General features: G+C 70.6%; 16 protein-coding genes and 2 pseudogenes. 12 read left to right on the forward strand and 6 right to left on the reverse strand.

Translation table 11 applies throughout. The annotated features are described in order from the left end of the window. Nucleotides 1–80 precede the first annotated feature (80 nt). Nucleotides 81–1,268 carry an imidazolonepropionase gene (gene hutI, locus BN1555_RS19330; protein ID WP_176710081.1) on the forward strand — a complete coding sequence of 396 codons (1,188 nt, stop codon included), beginning with the start codon at nucleotides 81–83 and terminating at the stop codon, nucleotides 1,266–1,268. Nucleotides 1,269–1,380: 112 nt separating this feature from the next. Here the strand turns inward: hutI and BN1555_RS19335 are convergent, their stop codons facing one another. Next, the gene (locus tag BN1555_RS19335; RefSeq protein ID WP_093803503.1) at nucleotides 1,381–2,280 is read right to left on the reverse strand and encodes an RNA polymerase sigma factor SigF; all 900 of its coding nucleotides are present in this window, start codon (nucleotides 2,278–2,280) and stop codon (nucleotides 1,381–1,383) included. Between the two features lie 251 nt (nucleotides 2,281–2,531). On the opposite strand from BN1555_RS19335, the gene BN1555_RS19340 reads away from it, so the two are divergent. Together BN1555_RS19340 and BN1555_RS19345 are read left to right on the forward strand one after the other, a co-directional pair. After that, entirely contained in the window at nucleotides 2,532–2,900 is a 369-nt protein-coding gene (locus BN1555_RS19340) for an STAS domain-containing protein (RefSeq protein ID WP_093800554.1), read from the forward strand. A 192-nt stretch (nucleotides 2,901–3,092) separates the two neighbouring features. After that, entirely contained in the window at nucleotides 3,093–3,584 is a 492-nt protein-coding gene (locus BN1555_RS19345) for an ATP-binding protein (RefSeq protein WP_093800555.1), read from the forward strand. Between the two features lie 191 nt (nucleotides 3,585–3,775). Here the strand turns inward: BN1555_RS19345 and BN1555_RS19350 are convergent, their stop codons facing one another. Continuing rightward, nucleotides 3,776–5,275, reverse strand: a complete 1,500-nt coding sequence (locus BN1555_RS19350) for a peptide MFS transporter (RefSeq protein ID WP_093800556.1) — start codon at nucleotides 5,273–5,275, stop codon at nucleotides 3,776–3,778. A 436-nt stretch (nucleotides 5,276–5,711) separates the two neighbouring features. On the opposite strand from BN1555_RS19350, the gene BN1555_RS19355 reads away from it, so the two are divergent. Continuing rightward, entirely contained in the window at nucleotides 5,712–6,389 is a 678-nt protein-coding gene (locus BN1555_RS19355) for a response regulator transcription factor (protein WP_093800557.1), read from the forward strand. Between the two features lie 15 nt (nucleotides 6,390–6,404). Further along, nucleotides 6,405–7,670 (forward strand): ATP-binding protein, encoded by a 1,266-nt coding sequence (locus tag BN1555_RS19360; protein WP_093800558.1) that lies wholly within the window; start codon nucleotides 6,405–6,407, stop codon nucleotides 7,668–7,670. A gap of 12 nt (nucleotides 7,671–7,682) precedes the next feature. On the opposite strand, the gene BN1555_RS19365 is transcribed toward BN1555_RS19360, so the two are convergent. Continuing rightward, complete coding sequence (locus BN1555_RS19365; RefSeq protein WP_093800559.1) at nucleotides 7,683–8,249, reverse strand: GtrA family protein; 567 nt, start codon at nucleotides 8,247–8,249, stop codon at nucleotides 7,683–7,685. A gap of 202 nt (nucleotides 8,250–8,451) precedes the next feature. On the opposite strand from BN1555_RS19365, the gene BN1555_RS19370 reads away from it, so the two are divergent. The 4 genes and pseudogenes from BN1555_RS19370 to BN1555_RS19385 all read left to right on the forward strand — a co-directional run. Then, on the forward strand, nucleotides 8,452–9,591 hold the full coding sequence (locus BN1555_RS19370) for a 5-(carboxyamino)imidazole ribonucleotide synthase (protein ID WP_093800560.1): 1,140 nt from the start codon (nucleotides 8,452–8,454) through the stop codon (nucleotides 9,589–9,591). Continuing rightward, nucleotides 9,588–10,127, forward strand: coding sequence for a 5-(carboxyamino)imidazole ribonucleotide mutase (gene purE / locus BN1555_RS19375; RefSeq protein WP_093800561.1), 540 nt, complete (start codon nucleotides 9,588–9,590; stop codon nucleotides 10,125–10,127). The genes BN1555_RS19370 and purE overlap by 4 nt, the downstream gene beginning before the upstream one ends. A 20-nt stretch (nucleotides 10,128–10,147) precedes the next feature. Continuing rightward, a pseudogene (locus tag BN1555_RS19380) lies at nucleotides 10,148–11,322 on the forward strand (dipeptidase). Nucleotides 11,323–11,492: 170 nt separating this feature from the next. Beyond that, a pseudogene (locus BN1555_RS19385) lies at nucleotides 11,493–11,681 on the forward strand (CGNR zinc finger domain-containing protein); the annotation flags it as partial. 64 nt (nucleotides 11,682–11,745) lie between these two features. On the opposite strand, the gene BN1555_RS19390 reads toward BN1555_RS19385, so the two are convergent. Further along, nucleotides 11,746–13,092, reverse strand: a complete 1,347-nt coding sequence (locus BN1555_RS19390; RefSeq protein ID WP_093800562.1) for a UDP-glucose dehydrogenase family protein — start codon at nucleotides 13,090–13,092, stop codon at nucleotides 11,746–11,748. A 178-nt stretch (nucleotides 13,093–13,270) separates the two neighbouring features. Between BN1555_RS19390 and BN1555_RS19395 the strand changes: the two genes are divergently transcribed. Beyond that, nucleotides 13,271–14,428, forward strand: a complete 1,158-nt coding sequence (locus BN1555_RS19395) for an acyl-CoA dehydrogenase family protein (protein ID WP_093800563.1) — start codon at nucleotides 13,271–13,273, stop codon at nucleotides 14,426–14,428. Nucleotides 14,429–14,499: 71 nt separating this feature from the next. Here BN1555_RS19395 and BN1555_RS19400 read toward each other — a convergent pair whose 3' ends face one another. Beyond that, entirely contained in the window at nucleotides 14,500–15,801 is a 1,302-nt protein-coding gene (locus tag BN1555_RS19400) for an LCP family protein (RefSeq protein ID WP_093800564.1), read from the reverse strand. Nucleotides 15,802–15,920: 119 nt separating this feature from the next. On the opposite strand from BN1555_RS19400, the gene BN1555_RS19405 reads away from it, so the two are divergent. Further along, the gene (locus BN1555_RS19405) at nucleotides 15,921–16,490 is read left to right on the forward strand and encodes an acyl-CoA thioesterase (RefSeq protein ID WP_093800565.1); all 570 of its coding nucleotides are present in this window, start codon (nucleotides 15,921–15,923) and stop codon (nucleotides 16,488–16,490) included. Between the two features lie 35 nt (nucleotides 16,491–16,525). Here BN1555_RS19405 and BN1555_RS19410 read toward each other — a convergent pair whose 3' ends face one another. After that, nucleotides 16,526–17,965, reverse strand: a complete 1,440-nt coding sequence (locus BN1555_RS19410; RefSeq protein ID WP_255306094.1) for an LCP family protein — start codon at nucleotides 17,963–17,965, stop codon at nucleotides 16,526–16,528. Nucleotides 17,966–18,097: 132 nt separating this feature from the next. Between BN1555_RS19410 and BN1555_RS19415 the strand changes: the two genes are divergently transcribed. Next, complete coding sequence (locus BN1555_RS19415; RefSeq protein ID WP_093800566.1) at nucleotides 18,098–19,114, forward strand: glycosyltransferase family 2 protein; 1,017 nt, start codon at nucleotides 18,098–18,100, stop codon at nucleotides 19,112–19,114. Nucleotides 19,115–19,189: the final 75 nt, after the last annotated feature.

Genomic DNA, 19,189 nt, shown 5'->3' on the forward strand with positions numbered 1-19,189 from the left:
GGCAGGGGGGAAGCCCCGGGCAGCGGCCGGCCCCGGCCCCCGGACACGCCGCCCCGCCCCCGCACCCCCGAGAGGACCTCGTGAGCACCACCCTCGTCACCAACATCGGCAGCCTCGTCACCAACGACCCCGCCCAAGGCGCCGGCACGGGCCCCCTCGGCCTGATCCGGAACGCCGCGGTCGTCATGGAGGGCGAGCGCGTCGCCTGGGTGGGCGAAGCCGCCGCCGCACCCGCCGCCGACACCTCCTACGACGCGCGGGGCCGCGCCGCGATCCCCGGTTTCGTCGACTCGCACTCCCACCTCGTCTTCGCCGGCGACCGCACCGAGGAGTTCAACGCCCGCATGTCGGGCCGCGCCTACTCCGCCGGCGGCATCCGCACCACCGTCGCCGCCACCCGTGCCGCGTCCGACGAGGCGCTCGAAGCGAACCTCACCCACTACCTCCGTGAGGCGCTGCGCCAGGGCACGACCACCTTCGAGACCAAGTCCGGTTACGGCCTGACGACCCACGACGAGGCCCGCGCCCTGCGCATCGCGTCCGCCCACACCGACGAGGTCACCTACCTCGGCGCTCACATCGTCTCCCCGGACTACGCCGACGACCCGGCGGCGTACGTGGAACTCGTCACCGGCGACATGCTCGACGCGTGCGCCCCCCACGCCCGCTGGATCGACGTCTTCTGCGAGAAGGGGGCCTTCGACGGCGACCAGGCCCGTGCCGTCCTCACCGCCGGCAGGGCGAAGGGCCTGCACCCCCGCATCCACGCCAACCAGCTCAGTTACGGCCCCGGCGTCCAACTCGCCGCCGAACTCGACGCGGCGAGCGCCGACCACTGCACGCACCTCACCGACGCCGACGTGGACGCCCTCGCGAACAGCCGTACGGTCGCCACGCTGCTGCCCGGCGCCGAGTTCTCCACCCGGGCCGCCTGGCCCGACGCCCGCCGGCTCATCGACGCGGGCGCGACCGTCGCGCTGTCCACGGACTGCAACCCGGGCTCGTCCTTCACCAGCTCGATGCCGTTCTGCATCGCCCTGGCAGTACGGGACATGGGCATGACCCCGGACGAGGCCCTCTGGTCGGCCACGGCGGGCGGCGCGGCGGCCCTGCGCCGCACGGACGTCGGCCGCGTCACCCCCGGCGCCCGCGCGGACCTCGCCCTGCTGGACGCCCCGTCCCACGTCCACCTCGCCTACCGCCCCGGAGTGCCGCTCGTCTCCGAGGTCTGGCACAGGGGCAGGCGTACGACCGGGCACGCCGGGTAGGCGTCAGAACGAAGAAGAAGGAGTGAGGGCCTGCCCCGGATAGCGCCTGGGGCAGGCCCTCACTCCTTCACGTGCGCTCACTCACGTGTTCGTTCCCGTGTACGCCGAGGCGTCACTCCTCCAGCGTCAGGCCCTTGCGCAGCTTGGTCAGCGTGCGCGACAGCAGGCGTGACACGTGCATCTGCGAAATGCCGAGCTCGTCGCCGATCTCGGACTGCGTCATGTTGGCGACGAAGCGCAGCGAGAGGATCTTCCGGTCCCGCGAGGGGAGCCCGGCGATCAGCGGCTTCAGGGATTCGATGTACTCGATGCCTTCGAGCCCGTGGTCCTCGTAACCGATGCGGTCGGCCAGCGCGCCCTCGGAGTCGTCCTCCTCGGGCTGGGCGTCCAGCGAGCTCGCGGTGTACGCGTTGCTCGCGGCCATGCCCTCGACGACCTCTTCGTTGGTGAGGCCGAGGCGCTCGGCGAGTTCACTCACCGTGGGAGAGCGGTCGAGCTGCTGAGCGAGCTCGTCACCGGCCTTGGCGAGGTCCAGCCGCAGTTCCTGGAGGCGCCGCGGCACGCGGACCGACCAGGACGTGTCACGGAAGAACCGCTTGACCTCGCCGACGATCGTCGGCATCGCGAAGGTCGGGAACTCGACGCCTCTGCTGAGTTCGAAGCGGTCGATCGCCTTGATCAGGCCGATGGTGCCGACCTGGATGATGTCCTCCATCGGTTCGCTGCGGGAGCGGAACCGGGAAGCGGCGAACTTGACCAGGGCCAGGTTGAGTTCGACGAGTGTGTTGCGGACGTACGCGTACTCGTGCGTTCCCTCTTCGAGGGTTTCCAGGCGCCCGAAGAGCGTCTTCGACAGCGCCCTGGCGTCCAGCGGCCCCACCTGGTCGTAGGGGGGGATCTCCGGGAGCCCTTCAAGGCCCTCGGGTCCGGTCTCGATCTGCTCGGGTGGGGGTGTCGACGTCGCGTTCTGCTGTGGGGGAAGCGTTCGCGGGTCGTCGAGCCGGGGTGACATGGTGTCCTCCATCGTTCTCGGCATATGGCTGCCGATGCCGATACGTCTGCGTGCGATGTGCGGCGCCTCCAAAGCCGGTCGTGTTGGTTGTGTCCCTACTAGCCCTACCCGCTCTTGACCGACAGTTGCAAGTTCCTTATGTCCGAATTTGTAGGTATTGCACGGGTCTTCGGGTACCGATCGGCGCACAGAGGGCGTAAGGTTCTGGCACGTCAATGACAGCCACGACTGCGAAGAGAGACGAGACGGGCATGGAGCGCGGGACGGTCGGCAGCGCGAACCGGGGTCGGCTCCGGGTCGCAGTTCGCACCGAGGGCCGGAGCGAGATTGTCACGCCGGCGGGTGAGCTGGACCACCACACCGCCGAGCTGCTCCGCGAGCCTCTGGAAAACGCGGTCGAAGCCGGGCGTTCGCGCCTGGTCATCGACTGCTCGTCGCTCGATTTCTGCGATTCCACCGGGCTCAACGTGCTGCTCGGTGCTCGCCTCAAGGCCGAAGCGGCCGGGGGAGGAGTCCACTTGGCCGGGATGCAGCCGGTAGTGGCCAGGGTCTTCGAGATCACCGGGGCCGAGGCCGTCTTTACGATCCACGAGTCGCTCGAAGCCGCAATGGAAGACTGAATTCCGGCCCTTGCGGCGCCTCCTGTCGACCGGTTGGTTGCCCGTGTCACACGTCCGTCCCGAAAAAGTGGGTGTTCTCACCGTTCGGCCGGGCAGGAGGTTTCTGACCCTGACGACCCCGGGGCTCCGAAAGCTCCCATGTTCCTGCAGTGATGAATTGATGAATTGGCGAATCGGTGAGGTGAAGCGCTGATGAGCACCACCCGGCAGCCCCGGTCGGGCGATCTCGGCCCGGAGGCTGTGAGCCACAGCTCGGCCTCTGCCGTGTCCGCCACCGACCAGGCGCGTTCCCTGGCGCTGAGCAGTGCCAGCGGCATCGTGCCGCTGGCTCGCGACTTCACCCGCCAGGCGCTGTACGACTGGGGCTGGCTCCCCGCTTCGTCGGCCGACCGGCGGGCCGCCGCCGAGGACGTCCTGCTGGTCGTCTCCGAACTGGTCACCAACGCCTGCCTGCACGCCGAGGGGCCGGAAGAGCTGCGCGTCGCGTGCGACGGCAAGGTGCTGCGCCTGGAAGTCGTCGACCGCGGCACGGGCCAGCCGGCCCCGCGTACGCCGCACCGGGCGGGACGGCCCGGCGGCCACGGCATGTTCATCGTGCAGCGGCTGTGTCTCGACTGGGGGGTCGAGCGGACCCAGGACTCCCCCGGCAAGACGGTCTGGGCGGAACTCGCCGCTCCTGCGTAGCCCGCCGTACCGGCGGTTCACGGTCCTTCTGGTGCACGCCGGCCCGGCGTGCACTTTCTTCTTGCCCGGAGGCGGGGTGTCCCGCCTTCTTGCCCCGGCGGGGTGTCCCGCCGGACAACGCCCCGCACGCGTCGTGAACGAGAAGGGCCGCCGCACCGAGTCGGTGCGGCGGCCCTTCCTTCTTCAGCGTGTCAGTGCACGCCGCCCATGAGCGGCTGGACCTTCTTGCGGTACATGAAGATCGCGACGCCGGCGAGCACGGCGAGCGCGCCCTGGCTGGCGAACCAGAACTCGGTGTCCGTCGGTGCGCCCAGCAGCTGGAGCAGCGCGATGACCGAGTCGCCGGCCGTCACGGCCAGGAACCAGACACCCATCATCTGGCTCGCGTACTTCGCGGGGGCCAGCTTCGTCGTGAGTGACAGGCCGACCGGAGAGAGGGTCAGCTCGCCGACCGTCTGGAGGAGGTACACGGCGGCCAGCCACAGCGGGGTGACCATCGCGCCGCCCGCGGCCGCGGTCTGCGCCAGCATCATCACGCCGAAGGAGAGGCCGACGAGCACCAGGCCGAAGGCGAACTTCGCCAGCGTGCTCGGCTCCTTGGAGCGGCGGTTGAGCGCCACCCAGACCCAGGCGAAGACCGGGGCCAGAGCCATCACGTACAGCGGGTTGAGCGACTGGAACCAGCTGGCCGGGAAGTCGAAGCCGAACAGGTCGGTGGCGGTGTTCCTCTCGGCGAACAGGCTCAGCGTGGAACCGGTCTGGTCGTAGATGCCCCAGAAGACGGCGGCGGCGACGAAGAACCAGACGTACGCCGACATGCGGGACTTCTCGACGGCGTCGAGCTCGGGGTCGCGCTTGACGCGGAAGATGTAGTACGCGGGCAGCACCAGGCCCAGGATGGTCAGCGGCCACAGCACCCAGTCGATGGTGAACGAACCGCTGCCGCCGACGATGCCGTACGCGACGGCCGCGACGGCCAGCCAGATCAGCACCTTCTTGATGACGGCAGCCCGCTCGACGTCGGAGAGCGGGGCCGGGACGAGGTTGCTCTCCTTGGCCAGGGCGCGGGAGCCCAGGAGGAAGCAGACGAGGCCCAGGGCCATGCCGACGCCGGCCATGGCGAAGCCGTAGTGCCAGTTGACCTGCTGGCCGACGTAGCCGATGGTCAGCGGCGCGATGAAGGCACCGAGGTTGATGCCCATGTAGAAGATGGTGAAGCCGCCGTCACGACGCGGGTCGTTCTTGTCCGGGTACAGGTGGCCGACCATCGTGGAGATGTTGGCCTTGAGCAGGCCCGAGCCGGCCGCGATGAGCACCAGACCGGCGAAGAACGAGATCTCCAGCGGCACGGCCAGGAGGAAGTGCCCGACCATGATGATCGTGCCGGACACGGCCACGGTCTTGCGGGCGCCCCAGAGGCGGTCGCCGAACCAGCCGCCGGGAAGGGCGAGCAGGTAGACCATCGCGTTGTACACGCTGTAGATCGCGACGGCCGTGGCCGTGTCGAAGCCCAGACCGCCGTCGGCCACCGTGGCCGAGAGGTAGAGCACGAGCAGCGCGCGCATCCCGTAGAAGCTGTACCGCTCCCACATCTCCGTCAGGAAGAGGATGGGCAGGCCGAGGGGGTGGCCGAGGAAGGTCTTCCCGCCCGGGGCGGCCTCGGGGGTGTCCTTCGTCAGGCTGGACGCCATGGTGATCCTTGCTTGCTCGGGACGCGTCCGCCTCGTGAGCGGATACGCGCCCGGTGGGGGCGGCCGGCACCGACGCGGAGCAGTCCGCGCCAGGATCAACTCCCTCCGCGCGCCATCGCGTGAGGGGCCCGGCCCAAAGGTCGTTCTCTGTCGGGCCGGCAGCGCCAACCCCGCACAGAAAAAAAGAGACCTTCGGCGTGTATGACAGGCCAAAGGCCGCTGAGTCGTGATAAAGCAGTTTCGCCACCATACGTCACGACAGTGCCCCATATGGAAGAGGTTGAGAGATGGATCACAGGTGACCTTGGAACCAAGGGGACTGATTCGAAGGTCGATACCAGGATCGCATCCCAGGATCGCATCCCAGGGCCGCAGGCCGGAACGATCACTCGGTGATCGACCGCACCCCGTACCTCTCGCGGACTACCATCACTCCATGACCCGTGTACTGCTCGCCGAGGACGACGCATCCATCTCGGAGCCACTGGCCCGCGCCCTGCGTCGGGAGGGTTACGAGGTCGAGGTGCGCGAGGACGGTCCGTCCGCGCTCGACGCCGGCCTCCAGGGCGGCGTCGACCTGGTCGTGCTCGACCTGGGGCTGCCCGGCATGGACGGCCTGGAGGTCGCCCGCCGGCTGCGCGCCGGGGGCCACACCATCCCGATCCTGGTGCTGACCGCCCGCGCCGACGAGGTGGACACCGTCGTCGGCCTCGACGCCGGCGCCGACGACTACGTCACCAAGCCGTTCCGTCTCGCCGAGCTCCTCGCCCGCGTACGGGCCCTCCTGCGGCGCGGCGCCGGCGACCACGCCCCCGCGCCCGCCACCCACGGCGTGCGGATCGACGTCGAGTCGCACCGCGCCTGGATGGGCGAGGAGGAACTCCAGCTCACCGCCAAGGAGTTCGACCTGCTGCGGGTCCTCGTCCGGGACGCCGGCCGGGTCGTCACCCGCGACCAGCTGATGCGTGAGGTCTGGGACACCACCTGGTGGTCGTCGACCAAGACCCTCGACATGCACATCTCGTGGCTGCGCAAGAAGCTCGGCGACGACGCCGCCAACCCGCGCTACATCGCCACCGTGCGGGGCGTCGGCTTCCGCTTCGAGAAGAGCTGACGTACACACACAGCCATGCGCCGCCGCCTGATCAACTCCACGCTCGCCGTGGTGCTCGTCGTCATCGCAGTCTTCGGCGTCTCCCTGGTCATCGTGGAGACCCGCACCATCAGCAACAGCGCCCAGGAGAGCGTCGACTCCGAGGCACTGCGCCTGATCAGCGTCGTGGAGAGCCGTCTCCTCGGTGAGGAGAGCGTCAACCCGGGGGTGCTGGGCGAGCAGATCGACCCCCGGCGGTACGCCCGCATCGACATCCCGGGCCGCGCCCCCATCGAGATCGGCGAGCGCCCCGAGGGCAGCGTCATCGAGGGCGTCGCGCGGAGCGGGACCGGCGAGAAGGTCACCGTCCAGGAGTCCCGCTCCACCGTCACCGACGAGGTCGGCCGTACGCTGCTGATCATCGGCGCGGTGGCGCTGCTCGCCGTGATCGCCGCGGTCCTCCTCGCCGTACGCCAGGCCAACCGGCTCGCCTCCCCGCTCACCGACCTCGCCGAGACCGCCGAACGCCTGGGCTCCGGCGATCCGCGCCCCCGCCACAAGCGGTACGGCGTGCCCGAGCTCGACCGGGTCGCCGACGTGCTCGACTCCAGCGCCGAGCGGATCGCCCGGATGCTGACCGCCGAGCGCAGGCTCGCCGCCGACGCCTCCCACCAGCTCCGCACGCCGCTGACCGCGCTCTCCATGCGGCTGGAGGAGATCACCCTCACCGAGGACCTGGACACGGTGAAGGAGGAGGCGACGATCGCGCTGACGCAGGTCGAGCGGCTCACCGACGTCGTGCAGCGGCTGCTCACCAATTCCCGCGACCCGCGCACGGGCTCCGCCGTCGTCTTCGACCTCGACGAGGTCGTCAAGCAGCAGATCGAGGAGTGGCGCCCGGCCTACCGCAGCGCGGGCCGGGCCATCGTGCACTCGGGCAAGCACGGCATGCAGGCCGTCGGCACGCCGGGCGCGGTCGCCCAGGTGCTGGCCGCGCTGATCGAGAACTCCCTGATGCACGGTGGCGGTACGGTCGCCCTGCGTACCCGCGTCACCGGCAACCAGGCCGTCATCGAGGTGACCGACGAGGGCTCCGGGGTGCCCGCCGACCTCGGCGCGCGGATCTTCGAGCGGTCCATCAGCGGCCGCAACTCGACGGGAATCGGCCTGGCCGTCGCACGTGACCTGGCGGAGGCGGACGGCGGCCGTCTGGAGATGCTCCAGCAGCAGCCGCCGGTGTTCGCGCTCTTCCTGAGCAGGGTGACGCGCCCCAGACAGGAGCCGGAGCCGACGGTCAGGTGACGCGGTCGGCGGTCAGACGACGCGGTCGGCGGGGACCCGCGGGGCGCGGGCGTCCAGGAGCGGATCCGACTCCGCGGCCTTCACTGCGCCGGTCTCCACGGAGCCGGGCTCTATGTCGCCGCTCTCCACGGCGTCGCGCTCGGGCAGCTTCCGGAAGACCCAGGTGCGGTACGACCAGAAGCGGAAGACGGTCGCGATGCCGATGCCGAGGAACTTGAAGGCGTTGCTCTGGAGCGGGGTGTCCCAGCCGAAGCCGTACGTAGCGGTGTACAGCACCCCGCTCTGGATCACCAGGCCGGCCACGCTGAACAGCAGGAAGAGCGTGAGCTCCCTGGTCCTGCGGTTCTTGTCGCGCTCGCGGTACGTGAAGTAGCGGAAGCCCAGGTAGTTGAAACCGATCGCCACCACCGTGGCGGCGATGCTCGCCCGCACGACGGGAACGTCCGTGAGGTGGCGCAGGAGGTTGAAGACGCCGAGGTCGACGAGGAGCCCCAGACCGCCGATCGCACCGAACTTCGCGAATTCGCGCCCGAACCGCTCCAGGCGCCTTCGCAAAGGGCCGCCGTCCCGTCCACTCATGGTGATCGCTCAGCCCCGTTTCGGTTGGTGTCGCCCCGTGGTCGACAGCCGGTCGGTGCCGTCGACCCAGCCATGCTAACCAGCGGCCCTCCAGGATGTTCGCGGACGCCGTCGAAGACGTGACGGACCCGTGACGGCGGGTGAGGGGTGCGCCGGCGGGCGCGCGGACAGGGGGCCACGGGCCTGCGGATACCCTGGAGGAGTGACGTTCCCCGTAGTCGGCATGGTCGGTGGCGGTCAGCTCGCCCGTATGACCCACGAGGCCGGTATCCCCCTCGGCATCAGATTCAAGCTCCTCAGTGACACACCCCAGGACTCGGCGGCCCAGGTCGTCAGCGACGTCGTCGTCGGCGACTACCGCGATCTGGACACGCTGCGTGACTTCGCGCGCGGCTGCGACGTGATCACCTTCGATCACGAGCACGTCCCGACCGAGCACCTGCGGGCCCTGGAGGCGGACGGCATCCCCGTCCGGCCGGGTCCCGACGCACTGGTGCACGCCCAGGACAAGGGCGTGATGCGAGCGAAGCTCATGGAGATCGGAGCGCCCTGCCCGCGCCACCGCATCGTGAGCGACCCGGCGGACGCGGCGGCGTTCGCCGCCGAGACCGGCGGCTTCCCGGTGATCCTGAAGACCGTCCGCGGCGGATACGACGGCAAGGGCGTCTGGTTCGTACGTGGGGAGGAGGACGCCGAGGAGCCCTTCAGGGCCGGCGTCCCCGTCCTCGCCGAGGAGAAGGTCGACTTCGTACGGGAACTGGCGGCGAACATCGTCCGCTCCCCGCACGGCCAGGCCGTCGCCTACCCGGTCGTCGAGTCGCGGCAGGTAGACGGCGTCTGCGACACCGTGATCGCCCCGGCGCCCGGCCTCTCCGAGGAGCTCGGCGGGCAGGCGCAGACCCTGGCGCTGCGCATCGCGAAGGAACTCGGCGTCGTCGGCCACCTCGCCGTCGAGCTCTTCGAGACGACGGACGGCCGCATCCTCGTCAACGAGCTGGCGATGCGCCCGCACAACTCGGGCCACTGGACGCAGGACGGCGCGATGACGTCGCAGTTCGCGAACCACGTCAGGGCCGTCCTGGACCTGCCGCTCGGCGATCCGCGCCCGCGCGCGAAGTGGACGGTCATGGCGAACGTCCTCGGCGGCGACTACCCGGACATGTACCAGGCGTACCTGCACTGCATGGCGCGCGACCCGCAGCTCAAGATCCACATGTACGGAAAGGACGTGAAGCCCGGCCGCAAGGTCGGCCACGTCAACACCTACGGCGACGACCTCGACGACGCGCTGGAGCGCGCCCGTCACGCCGCCGGCTACCTGCGAGGAACGATCACCGAATGACGACTCCTGCTGCTTCCGCTCCCGTAGTCGGCATCGTGATGGGGTCGGACTCCGACTGGCCCGTCATGGAGGCGGCGGCCAAGGCCCTGGACGAGTTCTCGATCCCGTACGAGGTCGACGTCGTCTCGGCGCACCGGATGCCGCGCGAGATGATCGCGTACGGCGAGGAGGCGGACGGCCGCGGCCTCAAGGTGATCATCGCGGGCGCGGGCGGCGCGGCGCACCTGCCGGGCATGCTGGCCTCGGTCACGCCGCTGCCGGTCATCGGCGTGCCGGTCCCGCTCAAGTACCTCGACGGGATGGACTCGCTCCTGTCCATCGTGCAGATGCCGGCCGGTGTGCCGGTGGCCACGGTGTCGGTGGCGGGGGCGCGCAACGCGGGGCTGCTGGCGACGCGCATGCTCGCGGCGCACGACCCCGAACTCCTCGTCCGCATGCGGGAGTTCCAGCAGGAGCTCAACGACCAGGCGACGGAGAAGGGCAAGCGGCTGCGCGCGAAGGCGCTGGGCGCGGACTCGTTCGGCTTCGGCAAGTGACGCCCGTGGAGCACGGCCGGCTGACCGACCGGGCGCGCGAGCTGCTCGCCGCGCACCCGGTGGTCGACGGTCACAACGACCTGCCGTGGGCGCTGCGCGAGCAGGTCCGGTACGACCTGGACCGGCGCGACATCGCCGCCGACCAGTCGGCCTGCCTCCACACCGACATCCCCCGCCTGCGGGCGGGGGCGTGGGCGCGCAGTTCTGGTCCGTGTACGTACGCTCCGACCTGGCGGGGGACGCGGCGGTCAGCGCGACGCTGGAGCAGATCGACGCCGTCGCGCAGCTGTTGGCCCGCTACCCGGAGCACCTGGTGCGGGCGACGACGGCGGAGGACATGGAGGCGGCGCGGGCCGAGGGGCGGATCGCCTCCCTGATGGGCGCCGAGGGCGGGCACTCGATCAATAACTCCCTGGCCACGCTGCGGGCGCTGTACACGCTGGGCGTCCGGTACATGACCCTGACGCACAACGACAACATCGCGTGGGCGGACTCGGCCACGGACGAGCCGGGGGTCGGCGGGCTCTCGCCGTTCGGCCACGAGGTGGTCCGCGAGATGAACCGCGTCGGCATGCTGGTGGACCTGTCCCATGTGGCGGCCACGACGATGCGGGCGGCGCTGGCCACCTCGGTGGCTCCGGTGATCTTCTCGCACTCGTCGGCGCGGGCGGTGTGCGACCACCCGCGCAACATTCCGGACGACGTACTGGGACTGCTCCCGGCGAACGGGGGCGTGGCCATGGCGACGTTCGTGCCGAAGTTCGTGCTGCCGGAGGCGGTGGAGTGGACGCGGCGGGCCGACGAGAACATGCGGGCGCACGGGCTGCACCACCTGGACACGACGGCGGACGCGATGAAGGTCCACCGGGCCTTCGAGGAGGCGAACCCGCGACCGGTCGCGACGGTGGCCACGGTGGCCGACCACCTGGACCACATGCGCGAGGTCGCGGGCGTGGACCACATCGGCATCGGCGGCGACTACGACGGGACGGCCTTCACCCCGGCCGGCCTGGAGGACGTGGCCGGCTACCCGAACCTGGTCGCGGAGCTGCTGCGGCGCGGGTGGTCGGACGCCGATCTGGCGAAGCTGACGTGGCACAACGCGGTGCGGGCCCTGCGCGACGCGGAGTCGGTGGCCGCGGGGCTCCGCCACCTTCCCCCGTCGAACGCGACGCTGAGCGAGCTGGACGGGTAGGCCGGGGCGACGCGGGGGCGTTGGGGTCGGTGCCGTGCCGGGGCGTCTCCTCGGGTGCCGAACGTTCGGGCACCGGGTTCTGCTTCGGGGTGATGGTGTCCGGCGCCCTGCGGGAAGCGCCCCGGCGCGTCCCCTCCTGCCACCGTGGTCTGTCCGGCGGACCCGGCGCCCTGGCCTCGCGCATCGCCGCGGCCATCGCGACGGCGACCGCCGGGGGGACCTGGCCGCGCCTCAAGGCGTGCGGGGCCGAGTGCTGCCGGTGGGCGTACTACGACCGCAGTCCGGCGGGCCCGAGCCGCTGGTGCTCGATGGCGGTCTGCGGCAGCCGGGCCAAGATGCGCGAGTACCGCGCCGGCCGCGCGAAAACGTGGGAGGGCGCCCTCCCCGCGCGGGAGGACGCCCTCGTCGGAACACCGGCCGCCGCTACGCCTTCGGCCGCCCCATGGCCCGGTACGTCCAGCCCGCCCCGCGCCACAGCTCCGGATCCAGCGCGTTGCGCCCGTCCAGGATCAGCCGTACCGAAGCCGCCCCGCCCAGCTCCACCGGGTCCAGCTCCCGGAACTCGCGCCACTCCGTCAGGTGCAGCACCACATCCGCGCCGCGCACCGCTTCGAGCGCGGTCGGGGCGTACCCGAGGGTCGGGAAGAGGCGCTGCGCGTTCTCCATGCCCTTCGGGTCGTAGACCGTGACCTGGCCGCCCTGGAGGTGGATCTGCCCGGCGACATTGAGCGCCGGCGAGTCCCGTACGTCGTCCGAGTCCGGCTTGAACGTCGCGCCCAGCACCGCGACCCGCTTCCCCAGGAAGCCGCCGTTGCCGCCCACCGCCTCGCGCGCCAGCTCGACCATGTGGCCACGGCGCCGCATGTTGATCGAGTCGACCTCGCGCAGGAAGGTCAGGGCCTGGTCGGCGCCCAGCTCACCGGCGCGCGCCATGAACGCCCGGATGTCCTTCGGCAGGCAGCCGCCGCCGAAGCCGATCCCGGCCCGCAGGAACTTCTTCCCGATCCGCTCGTCGTACCCGATCGCCTCGGCCAGCTTCACCACATCGCCGTCGGCGGCCTCGCACACCTCCGCCATGGCGTTGATGAACGAGATCTTCGTCGCCAGGAACGAGTTCGCGGACGTCTTCACCAGCTCGGCCGTCGGGAAGTCCGTCACCACGAACGGCGACCCCTCCTCGATCGGCCCGCCGTACACCTCGCGCAGCAGCTTCTCCGCGCGCTCGCTCTCCACACCCACCACGATCCGGTCCGGGTGCAGCGTGTCCTGCACGGCGAAGCCCTCGCGCAGGAACTCCGGGTTCCACGCGAGCTCCGCGTCCGCCCCCACGGGCGACCGCTCGGCGAGCAGCGCCGCGAGCCGGGCGGCGCTGCCGACCGGGACCGTGGACTTGCCGACGACGAGGGCGGGCCGGGTCAGCTGCGGCGCGAGCGAGGCGAAGGCGGAGTCGACGTAGCTCATGTCGCACGCGTACTCGCCGCGCTTCTGCGGCGTGTTCACGCACACGAAGTGCACGTCGCCGAACGCGCCGACCTCCTCCCACGACGTCGTGAAGCGCAGCCGCCCGGTCGACCCCTCGATCCCCGCGACGTGCTTGCGCAGCAGCTCTTCGAGTCCGGGTTCGTACATGGGGACCCGGCCGGCCGCCAGCATCTCGATCTTCTCGGGCACGACATCGAGGCCGAGGACTTCGAAGCCCAGCTCAGCCATGGCCGCGGCGTGGGTGGCGCCGAGGTAGCCGGTGCCGATCACGGTGATCTTGAGGGCCATGTAGTGCTCCAGGAAAGTACGGGCAGACATTCGCCGCCCGAGCATAGTCGCGCCCGCCGGCGGGGACGTTTTCCCCGTGTCGGGCCTCTGTCGGCAAACTCACGTATCCCTGGGGGCGGGGCGCCCACTAAAATTGGGTTACTTAACGGTAGTTAGCATTCTTGGGGAGTGAGAGACCTTGGCAGGCTCGCCTGATTTCGACCTGTACCGCCCGTCCGAAGAGCACGACATGCTCCGTGACGCGGTCCGCTCGCTCGCCGAGGCGAAGATCGCGCCGTACGCCGCGGCGGTCGACGAGGAGGCCCGCTTCCCGCAGGAGGCGCTGGACGCCCTGGTCGCCAACGACCTCCAGGCCATCCACGTCCCGGAGGCCTACGGCGGCGCGGGCGCCGACGCGCTGGCCACCGTCATCGTCATCGAGGAGGTCGCGCGCGTCTGCGCCTCCTCCTCCCTGATCCCGGCGGTCAACAAGCTCGGCTCGCTCCCGGTCATCCTGTCCGGCAGCGAAGAGCTGAAGAAGAAGTACATGGCGCCGCTCGCCAGGGGCGAGGGCATGTTCTCGTACTGCCTCTCCGAGCCGGACGCGGGTTCCGACGCGGCGGGCATGAAGACCAAGGCGGTCCGCGACGGCGACTACTGGGTCCTCAACGGCGTGAAGCGGTGGATCACCAACGCCGGCGTCAGCGAGTACTACACCGTCATGGCCGTCACCGACCCGACGAAGCGCTCCAAGGGCATCAGCGCCTTCGTCGTCGAGAAGTCCGACGAGGGCGTCTCCTTCGGCGCCCCGGAGAGGAAGCTCGGCATCAAGGGCTCGCCGACCCGCGAGGTCTACCTCGACAACGTCCGCGTCCCAGCCGACCGCATGATCGGCGAGGAGGGCACCGGCTTCGCCACGGCGATGAAGACCCTGGACCACACCCGCATCACGATCGCGGCCCAGGCCCTCGGTATCGCCCAGGGCGCGCTCGACTACGCCAAGGGCTACGTCCAGGAGCGCAAGCAGTTCGGCAAGCCGATCGGCGACTTCCAGGGCGTGCAGTTCATGCTCGCCGACATGGCGATGAAGATCTCCGCCGCCCGGGCCCTCACCTATCAGGCCGCCGCCGCCTCCGAGCGCGGCGACGCCGACCTCACCTACCTCGGCGCGGCGGCGAAGTGCTTCGCCTCCGACGTCGCCATGGAGGCCGCCACGGACGCCGTCCAGCTCCTCGGCGGCTACGGCTACACCCGCGACTACCCGGTCGAGCGCATGATGCGCGACGCCAAGATCACCCAGATCTACGAGGGCACGAACCAGGTCCAGCGGATCGTCATGGCCCGCAACCTGCCGTAACGCGCGGCGAACGTCACGCACGGCGAAGGGGCCCGGACGGTGATCCGTCCGGGCCCCTTCCGCACGACCGGTCAGTCGCCGGCGACGGTGACCTTCTCGTCGTTCTTCAGCTGCTCCACGAGCTGCGCGACCTTGGCCTTGTCCCAGACCAGGTTGCCGCCGTTGCTGCCCGAGATCGGCATGTTCATCGACGTGCCGTCGCCGCCCGTGACGCCCTTCATCGCGAAGAACATCTGGCCCAGGGACCACAGGCTCATGTCCTTGTCGACGATCAGCGTGTCCAGGCCGGCGCCCATCGTCGGGTAGAGCTTGAACGGGTTGAGGACCGTGCCGGGCGTCGCCGTCTGGCTCGCCAGCGCCGCCAGGAACTTCTGCTGGTTCTTCGTACGGTCCAGGTCGCTGCCCGCGAAGGCGTACCGCGTACGGACGAAGGCCAGCGACTGCTCGCCGTCCAGGGTCTGCTTGCCGGCCTGGAAGTCGGCGCCCGACTTCTTGTCCTTGAACGCCTTCGGGATGTCCATCTCCACCCCGCCGATCGCGTCCACGATGTTGGCGAAACCGGCGAAGCCGATCTCGACGTAGTGGTCGATGCGCAGGCCGGTGTTGTGCTCGACGGTACGGACCAGCAGTTCGGGGCCGTCCTCGGCGTACGCCGCGTTCAGCTTCACGCGCCGGCCCTGGGCCGGGAACTTCTTGCCGGACTCCGAGCCCACGAAGGACGGGATCTCCACGTCGGAGTCGCGCGGCAGGGAGATGAGCGTCGGGCCGTTGGAGCCGTCGTGCAGGATCATCATCGAGTCGGTCCGCTTGCCCTCGGCCGACCCGGTGTGCAGCTTCTTCTTGTCGTCGGCGCTCATGCCCTCGCGGCTGTCCGAGCCCACGATCAGGTAATTGGTGCCGTCGCCCTCCTCGGGCCGGTCGATGACCTTCGCCAGGTCGACCTCGCGCTTGAGCTTGGAGTCCGCCCAGAAGTACGTACCGATGGAGACGGCGAGGAGCACGACGACCAGCGTCAGCGACCCGAGCTTGATCCGGCGCCCCCAGTCGGGCGCCGGGCCGCCGCGCGGCGGTCGGGGGCCCCGGCCACCGGAAGACACGCGTCCGCCGCCGTAGACCTGGCCGGTGTTGTAGCCGTCGTCGCCGTGGCCCTGGCCGTAGCCGCCCCGGCCGTAACCGTCGTCGTACCCCTGCGGCTGCGCCGGCACCGGACCGTGGGCCGGAGGTGCGGGGGGCACGGGGGCGGCGGACTGCGGCGGGACCTGGCCGCGCTGCACATGCCGCATCACGCGCGCGCCCTCGGGCTGCGCGCTGCCGCTGCCGCGTCCGTGCCGGTCGCCGCGGTCGTTGGTCCATCCGTCGGGCCAGTCGCTCATGCGGAACAGTGTGCAGGCAAGGGGTGGGCCGCTTACAGGGCGGGTGGGAAATCGGGTCGGGGCTGTTGCAGTCCTGATGCAATGCGCCCCCGTGCAAGCCCCCGCATAAGGTGGAGGGCATGACAGATCAGGCCCACATTCCGACCGGAACACTTCAGCCGGGCGATATTCCGGGCAAGCCCACCTCCGCGTCCCGCACCACGCTCAGCCACATCATGACCGGCAGTGACACCAACCTCCTCGGTACGGTGCACGGCGGCGTGATCATGAAGCTGGTGGACGACGCGGCGGGAGCTGTCGCCGGCCGGCACTCCGGCGGGCCTGCCGTTACCGCGTCCATGGACGAGATGGTCTTCCTGGAGCCGGTGCGCGTAGGGGACCTGGTCCATGTGAAAGCCCAGGTCAACTGGACGGGCCGGTCCTCGATGGAGGTCGGCGTACGGGTCATGGCCGAGCGCTGGAACGAGTCGACCCCGGCCACGCAGGTCGGCAGCGCCTACCTCGTGTTCGCCGCCGTCGACGCGGACGGCAAGCCCCGCCGCGTGCCGCCGGTCGTCCCCGAGACGGAGCGCGACCGGCGCCGTTACCAGGAGGCCCAGATCCGGCGCACGCACCGCCTCGCGCGGCGCCGCGCGATCAAGGAGCTGCGGGACAGGCGCGCCGCCGAGGGCCTGGACGCCGAGGGCTGACGCGGAGGACCGGCACGGAGGACCGGCGCGGCCGGTCACGGACAGAGCACCTGGTCGCCGGTGACCGCGGCCGGCTTGCCCTGGTACGGATCGTTCGCCCGTACCGGCCGCACCTTCTTGAAGTCCGTGCCCGCCATCACCTTCAGCAGTCCGCCCTGCCCGTCCACCGCCCGCAGTTCGCACCCGGGCAGCGCGGCCTGGAGCGACTTCGCCGAGCGGTCCCAGCGCGGGTCGTACATGACGATCGTGCGCCGTACGTCGTCCAGCTCGGCGTCGCCGGGCGTGCGGGTGGTCCTGAACCCGGCGGAGCGCAGCGCGTCGTCCACGCGCCTGCCCAGACCCCGGACCGACGTCCCGTTGTAGACCTGCACGGCGATCCGCCGCGGCGGTACGTCGACGAGCGACGCTCCCGCCCTCTCCGGGAGGCGTGAAGCGAGCGGCTTGTCGTCGCGCAGCGCCTGGAAGAGCTTCTTCGCCTTCGCCTCGTCCCACCTCACCGTCGAGCCGATGCCCCTGACGGGCGGGTTGATGCCCGCGACCGGTACGGACGTGAACTCCGACGACGCGGGCGTGAAGCCCCGCATCGCCTGCCCCAGGGCGAGCATCTCCTCCGTACCGAAACCCTTGTCCGCGCGGACGGAGGAGAGCAGCGCGGACGTCACCTCCCGGAACTTCACCGGGTTCAGCAGGACGCGGCTCTCGGTGGCCCTGGCGATCAGAGCGGCGAGGAAGCGCTGCTGACGCTGCATGCGGCCGAAGTCGGACGCCCCGTCGATGTGCCGGGAGCGGACGTACTGGAGCGCCTGGCCGCCGTTCAGCCGGTGGGTGCCGGCGGGCAGGTCGAGGCCGGTGTAGCGGTCCCTGAGCGGGCGGGCCGTGCAGATCTCCACCCCGCCGAGCACGTCCACCGTCTTCATGAAGCTGGTGAAGTCGAGCTCCAGGTAGTGGTCGATCTTCACCTTCGTCATGTGCTCCACGGTCCGCACCGTCAGGTGCGGGCCGCCCTCCGCGTACGCCGCGTTGATCTTCACGGGGTGGGCCTCGTGGTGCTCGCCCGTGGACCGGTCGGTGTGCCCGGGCACCTCCGCGTAGCTGTCGCGCGGCAGGCTCACGATGCTCGCGCGCTTCCTGTCCGCGGAGAGGTGCACGATCATGATCGTGTCGGTGCAGTGGCAGGGCGCGCCGCCCAGCCGGTACTTCCGCTTCTCCCCGGACGTGATCCTGTCGCGGCCGTCGGTGCCGACGAGCAGGATGTTCCTGCCGTGGCCCCCCGCGGGACGGTTCTTCATGTCCTTGAACGGATCGACCCGCTCGATGCCGGTCTCCATGCGGGTCACCACGGCGTGACCGATGCCGCCGGCGCACAGCACCAGGACCCAGATCGCGGTGACCAGGCGCGTCGGCCACCGCGGACGCTCCTGCCTCCGGTCGCGGCCCTGCCGCGGACGGGGCTGTGGAGGGGGCGACGTGGGCACGTGGGACACCTCCGCGAAGGCGAGGGGGAGAGGGGAGAAGTGAGTAACGTAAGCCCATACGATCTACGTCCCGGGCAGTGACGTGGCCGCCGCGCGTCCGCGTCCCCCGTTCGCGGTAACGTGACCCCTGATATGAACGCCACACCCGCAGTCTCCGTGATCATGCCGGTCCTCAATGAGGAGCGGCACCTGCGCAACTCGGTCCGCCACATCCTGGAGCAGGAGTACGACGGCGAGATGGAGGTGGTGATCGCGATCGGCCCGTCCTCGGACCGCACCGAGGAGATCGCCGCCGAGCTGGTGCGCGAGGACCCCCGCGTGCGCACCGTCCCGAACCCCACCGGCCGTACCCCCGCGGCGCTGAACGCCGCCATCAAGGCATCCCGGCACCCCGTCGTCGTACGGGTCGACGGCCACGGCATGCTCTCGCCGAACTACATCGCGACCGCCGTCCGCCTCCTGGAGGAGACCGGCGCGCAGAACGTCGGCGGCATCATGCACGCCGAGGGCGAGAACGCCTGGGAGGACGCGGTCGCGGCCGCGATGACCTCGAAGATCGGCGTCGGCAACGCGGCGTTCCACACGGGCGGCGAGGCCGCGCCCGCCGAGACCGTGTACCTGGGCGTCTTCCGGCGCGAGGCCCTCGAACAACAGGGCGGTTACAACGAGGAGTTCATCCGCGCCCAGGACTGGGAGCTGAACTTCCGCATCCGCGAGGCGGGCGGCCTGATCTGGTTCTCGCCCGAGCTGAGGGTCCAGTACCGCCCCCGCCCCTCCGTCAAGGCCCTCGCCAAGCAGTACAAGGACTACGGGCGCTGGCGCCACGTCGTCGCCCGCTACCACGCCGGTTCGATCAACCTGCGCTACCTCGCGCCGCCGGCCGCCGTCTGCGCGATCGCCGCGGGCACCGTCGTCGGCGCCGCCCTCACGCCGTGGGGCTTCGTCGTCCCGGCCGGTTACCTGGCCGCGATCGTGGCGGGCTCGGTCCCGGCCGGCAAGGGCCTGTCGCTGAAGGCCCGGGTACAGATCCCCGTCGCCCTGGCGACCATGCACATGTCGTGGGGCTACGGCTTCCTGACGAGCCCGCGCTCGCTCGCGAAGAAGGTCATCGCGAGCCGCCGCCCCGCGGTCACGGCCACGACGGCCTGACGACGACGTCGGAAGTGCCGCCGACCGCGGGCCGGCGGCACTCGGCCGGTCCCGGGCAGGCCGGGTGCCTGCCCG

This window comes from Streptomyces sp. Wb2n-11 (genome assembly GCF_001049855.1).
Lineage (GTDB): Bacteria > Actinomycetota > Actinomycetes > Streptomycetales > Streptomycetaceae > Streptomyces > Streptomyces altiplanensis.

Coding starts and splice junctions, on each gene's coding strand:
- BN1555_RS19335 (WP_093803503.1), bottom strand. CDS start 2,280: ATGTCACCCCGGCTCGACGACCCGCGAACGCTTCCCCCACAGCAGAAC.
- BN1555_RS19340 (WP_093800554.1), top strand. CDS start 2,532: ATGGAGCGCGGGACGGTCGGCAGCGCGAACCGGGGTCGGCTCCGGGTC.
- BN1555_RS19345 (WP_093800555.1), top strand. CDS start 3,093: ATGAGCACCACCCGGCAGCCCCGGTCGGGCGATCTCGGCCCGGAGGCT.
- BN1555_RS19350 (WP_093800556.1), bottom strand. CDS start 5,275: ATGGCGTCCAGCCTGACGAAGGACACCCCCGAGGCCGCCCCGGGCGGG.
- BN1555_RS19355 (WP_093800557.1), top strand. CDS start 5,712: ATGACCCGTGTACTGCTCGCCGAGGACGACGCATCCATCTCGGAGCCA.
- BN1555_RS19360 (WP_093800558.1), top strand. CDS start 6,405: ATGCGCCGCCGCCTGATCAACTCCACGCTCGCCGTGGTGCTCGTCGTC.
- BN1555_RS19365 (WP_093800559.1), bottom strand. CDS start 8,249: ATGAGTGGACGGGACGGCGGCCCTTTGCGAAGGCGCCTGGAGCGGTTC.
- purE (WP_093800561.1), top strand. CDS start 9,588: ATGACGACTCCTGCTGCTTCCGCTCCCGTAGTCGGCATCGTGATGGGG.
- BN1555_RS19390 (WP_093800562.1), bottom strand. CDS start 13,092: ATGGCCCTCAAGATCACCGTGATCGGCACCGGCTACCTCGGCGCCACC.
- BN1555_RS19400 (WP_093800564.1), bottom strand. CDS start 15,801: ATGAGCGACTGGCCCGACGGATGGACCAACGACCGCGGCGACCGGCAC.
- BN1555_RS19405 (WP_093800565.1), top strand. CDS start 15,921: ATGACAGATCAGGCCCACATTCCGACCGGAACACTTCAGCCGGGCGAT.
- BN1555_RS19415 (WP_093800566.1), top strand. CDS start 18,098: ATGAACGCCACACCCGCAGTCTCCGTGATCATGCCGGTCCTCAATGAG.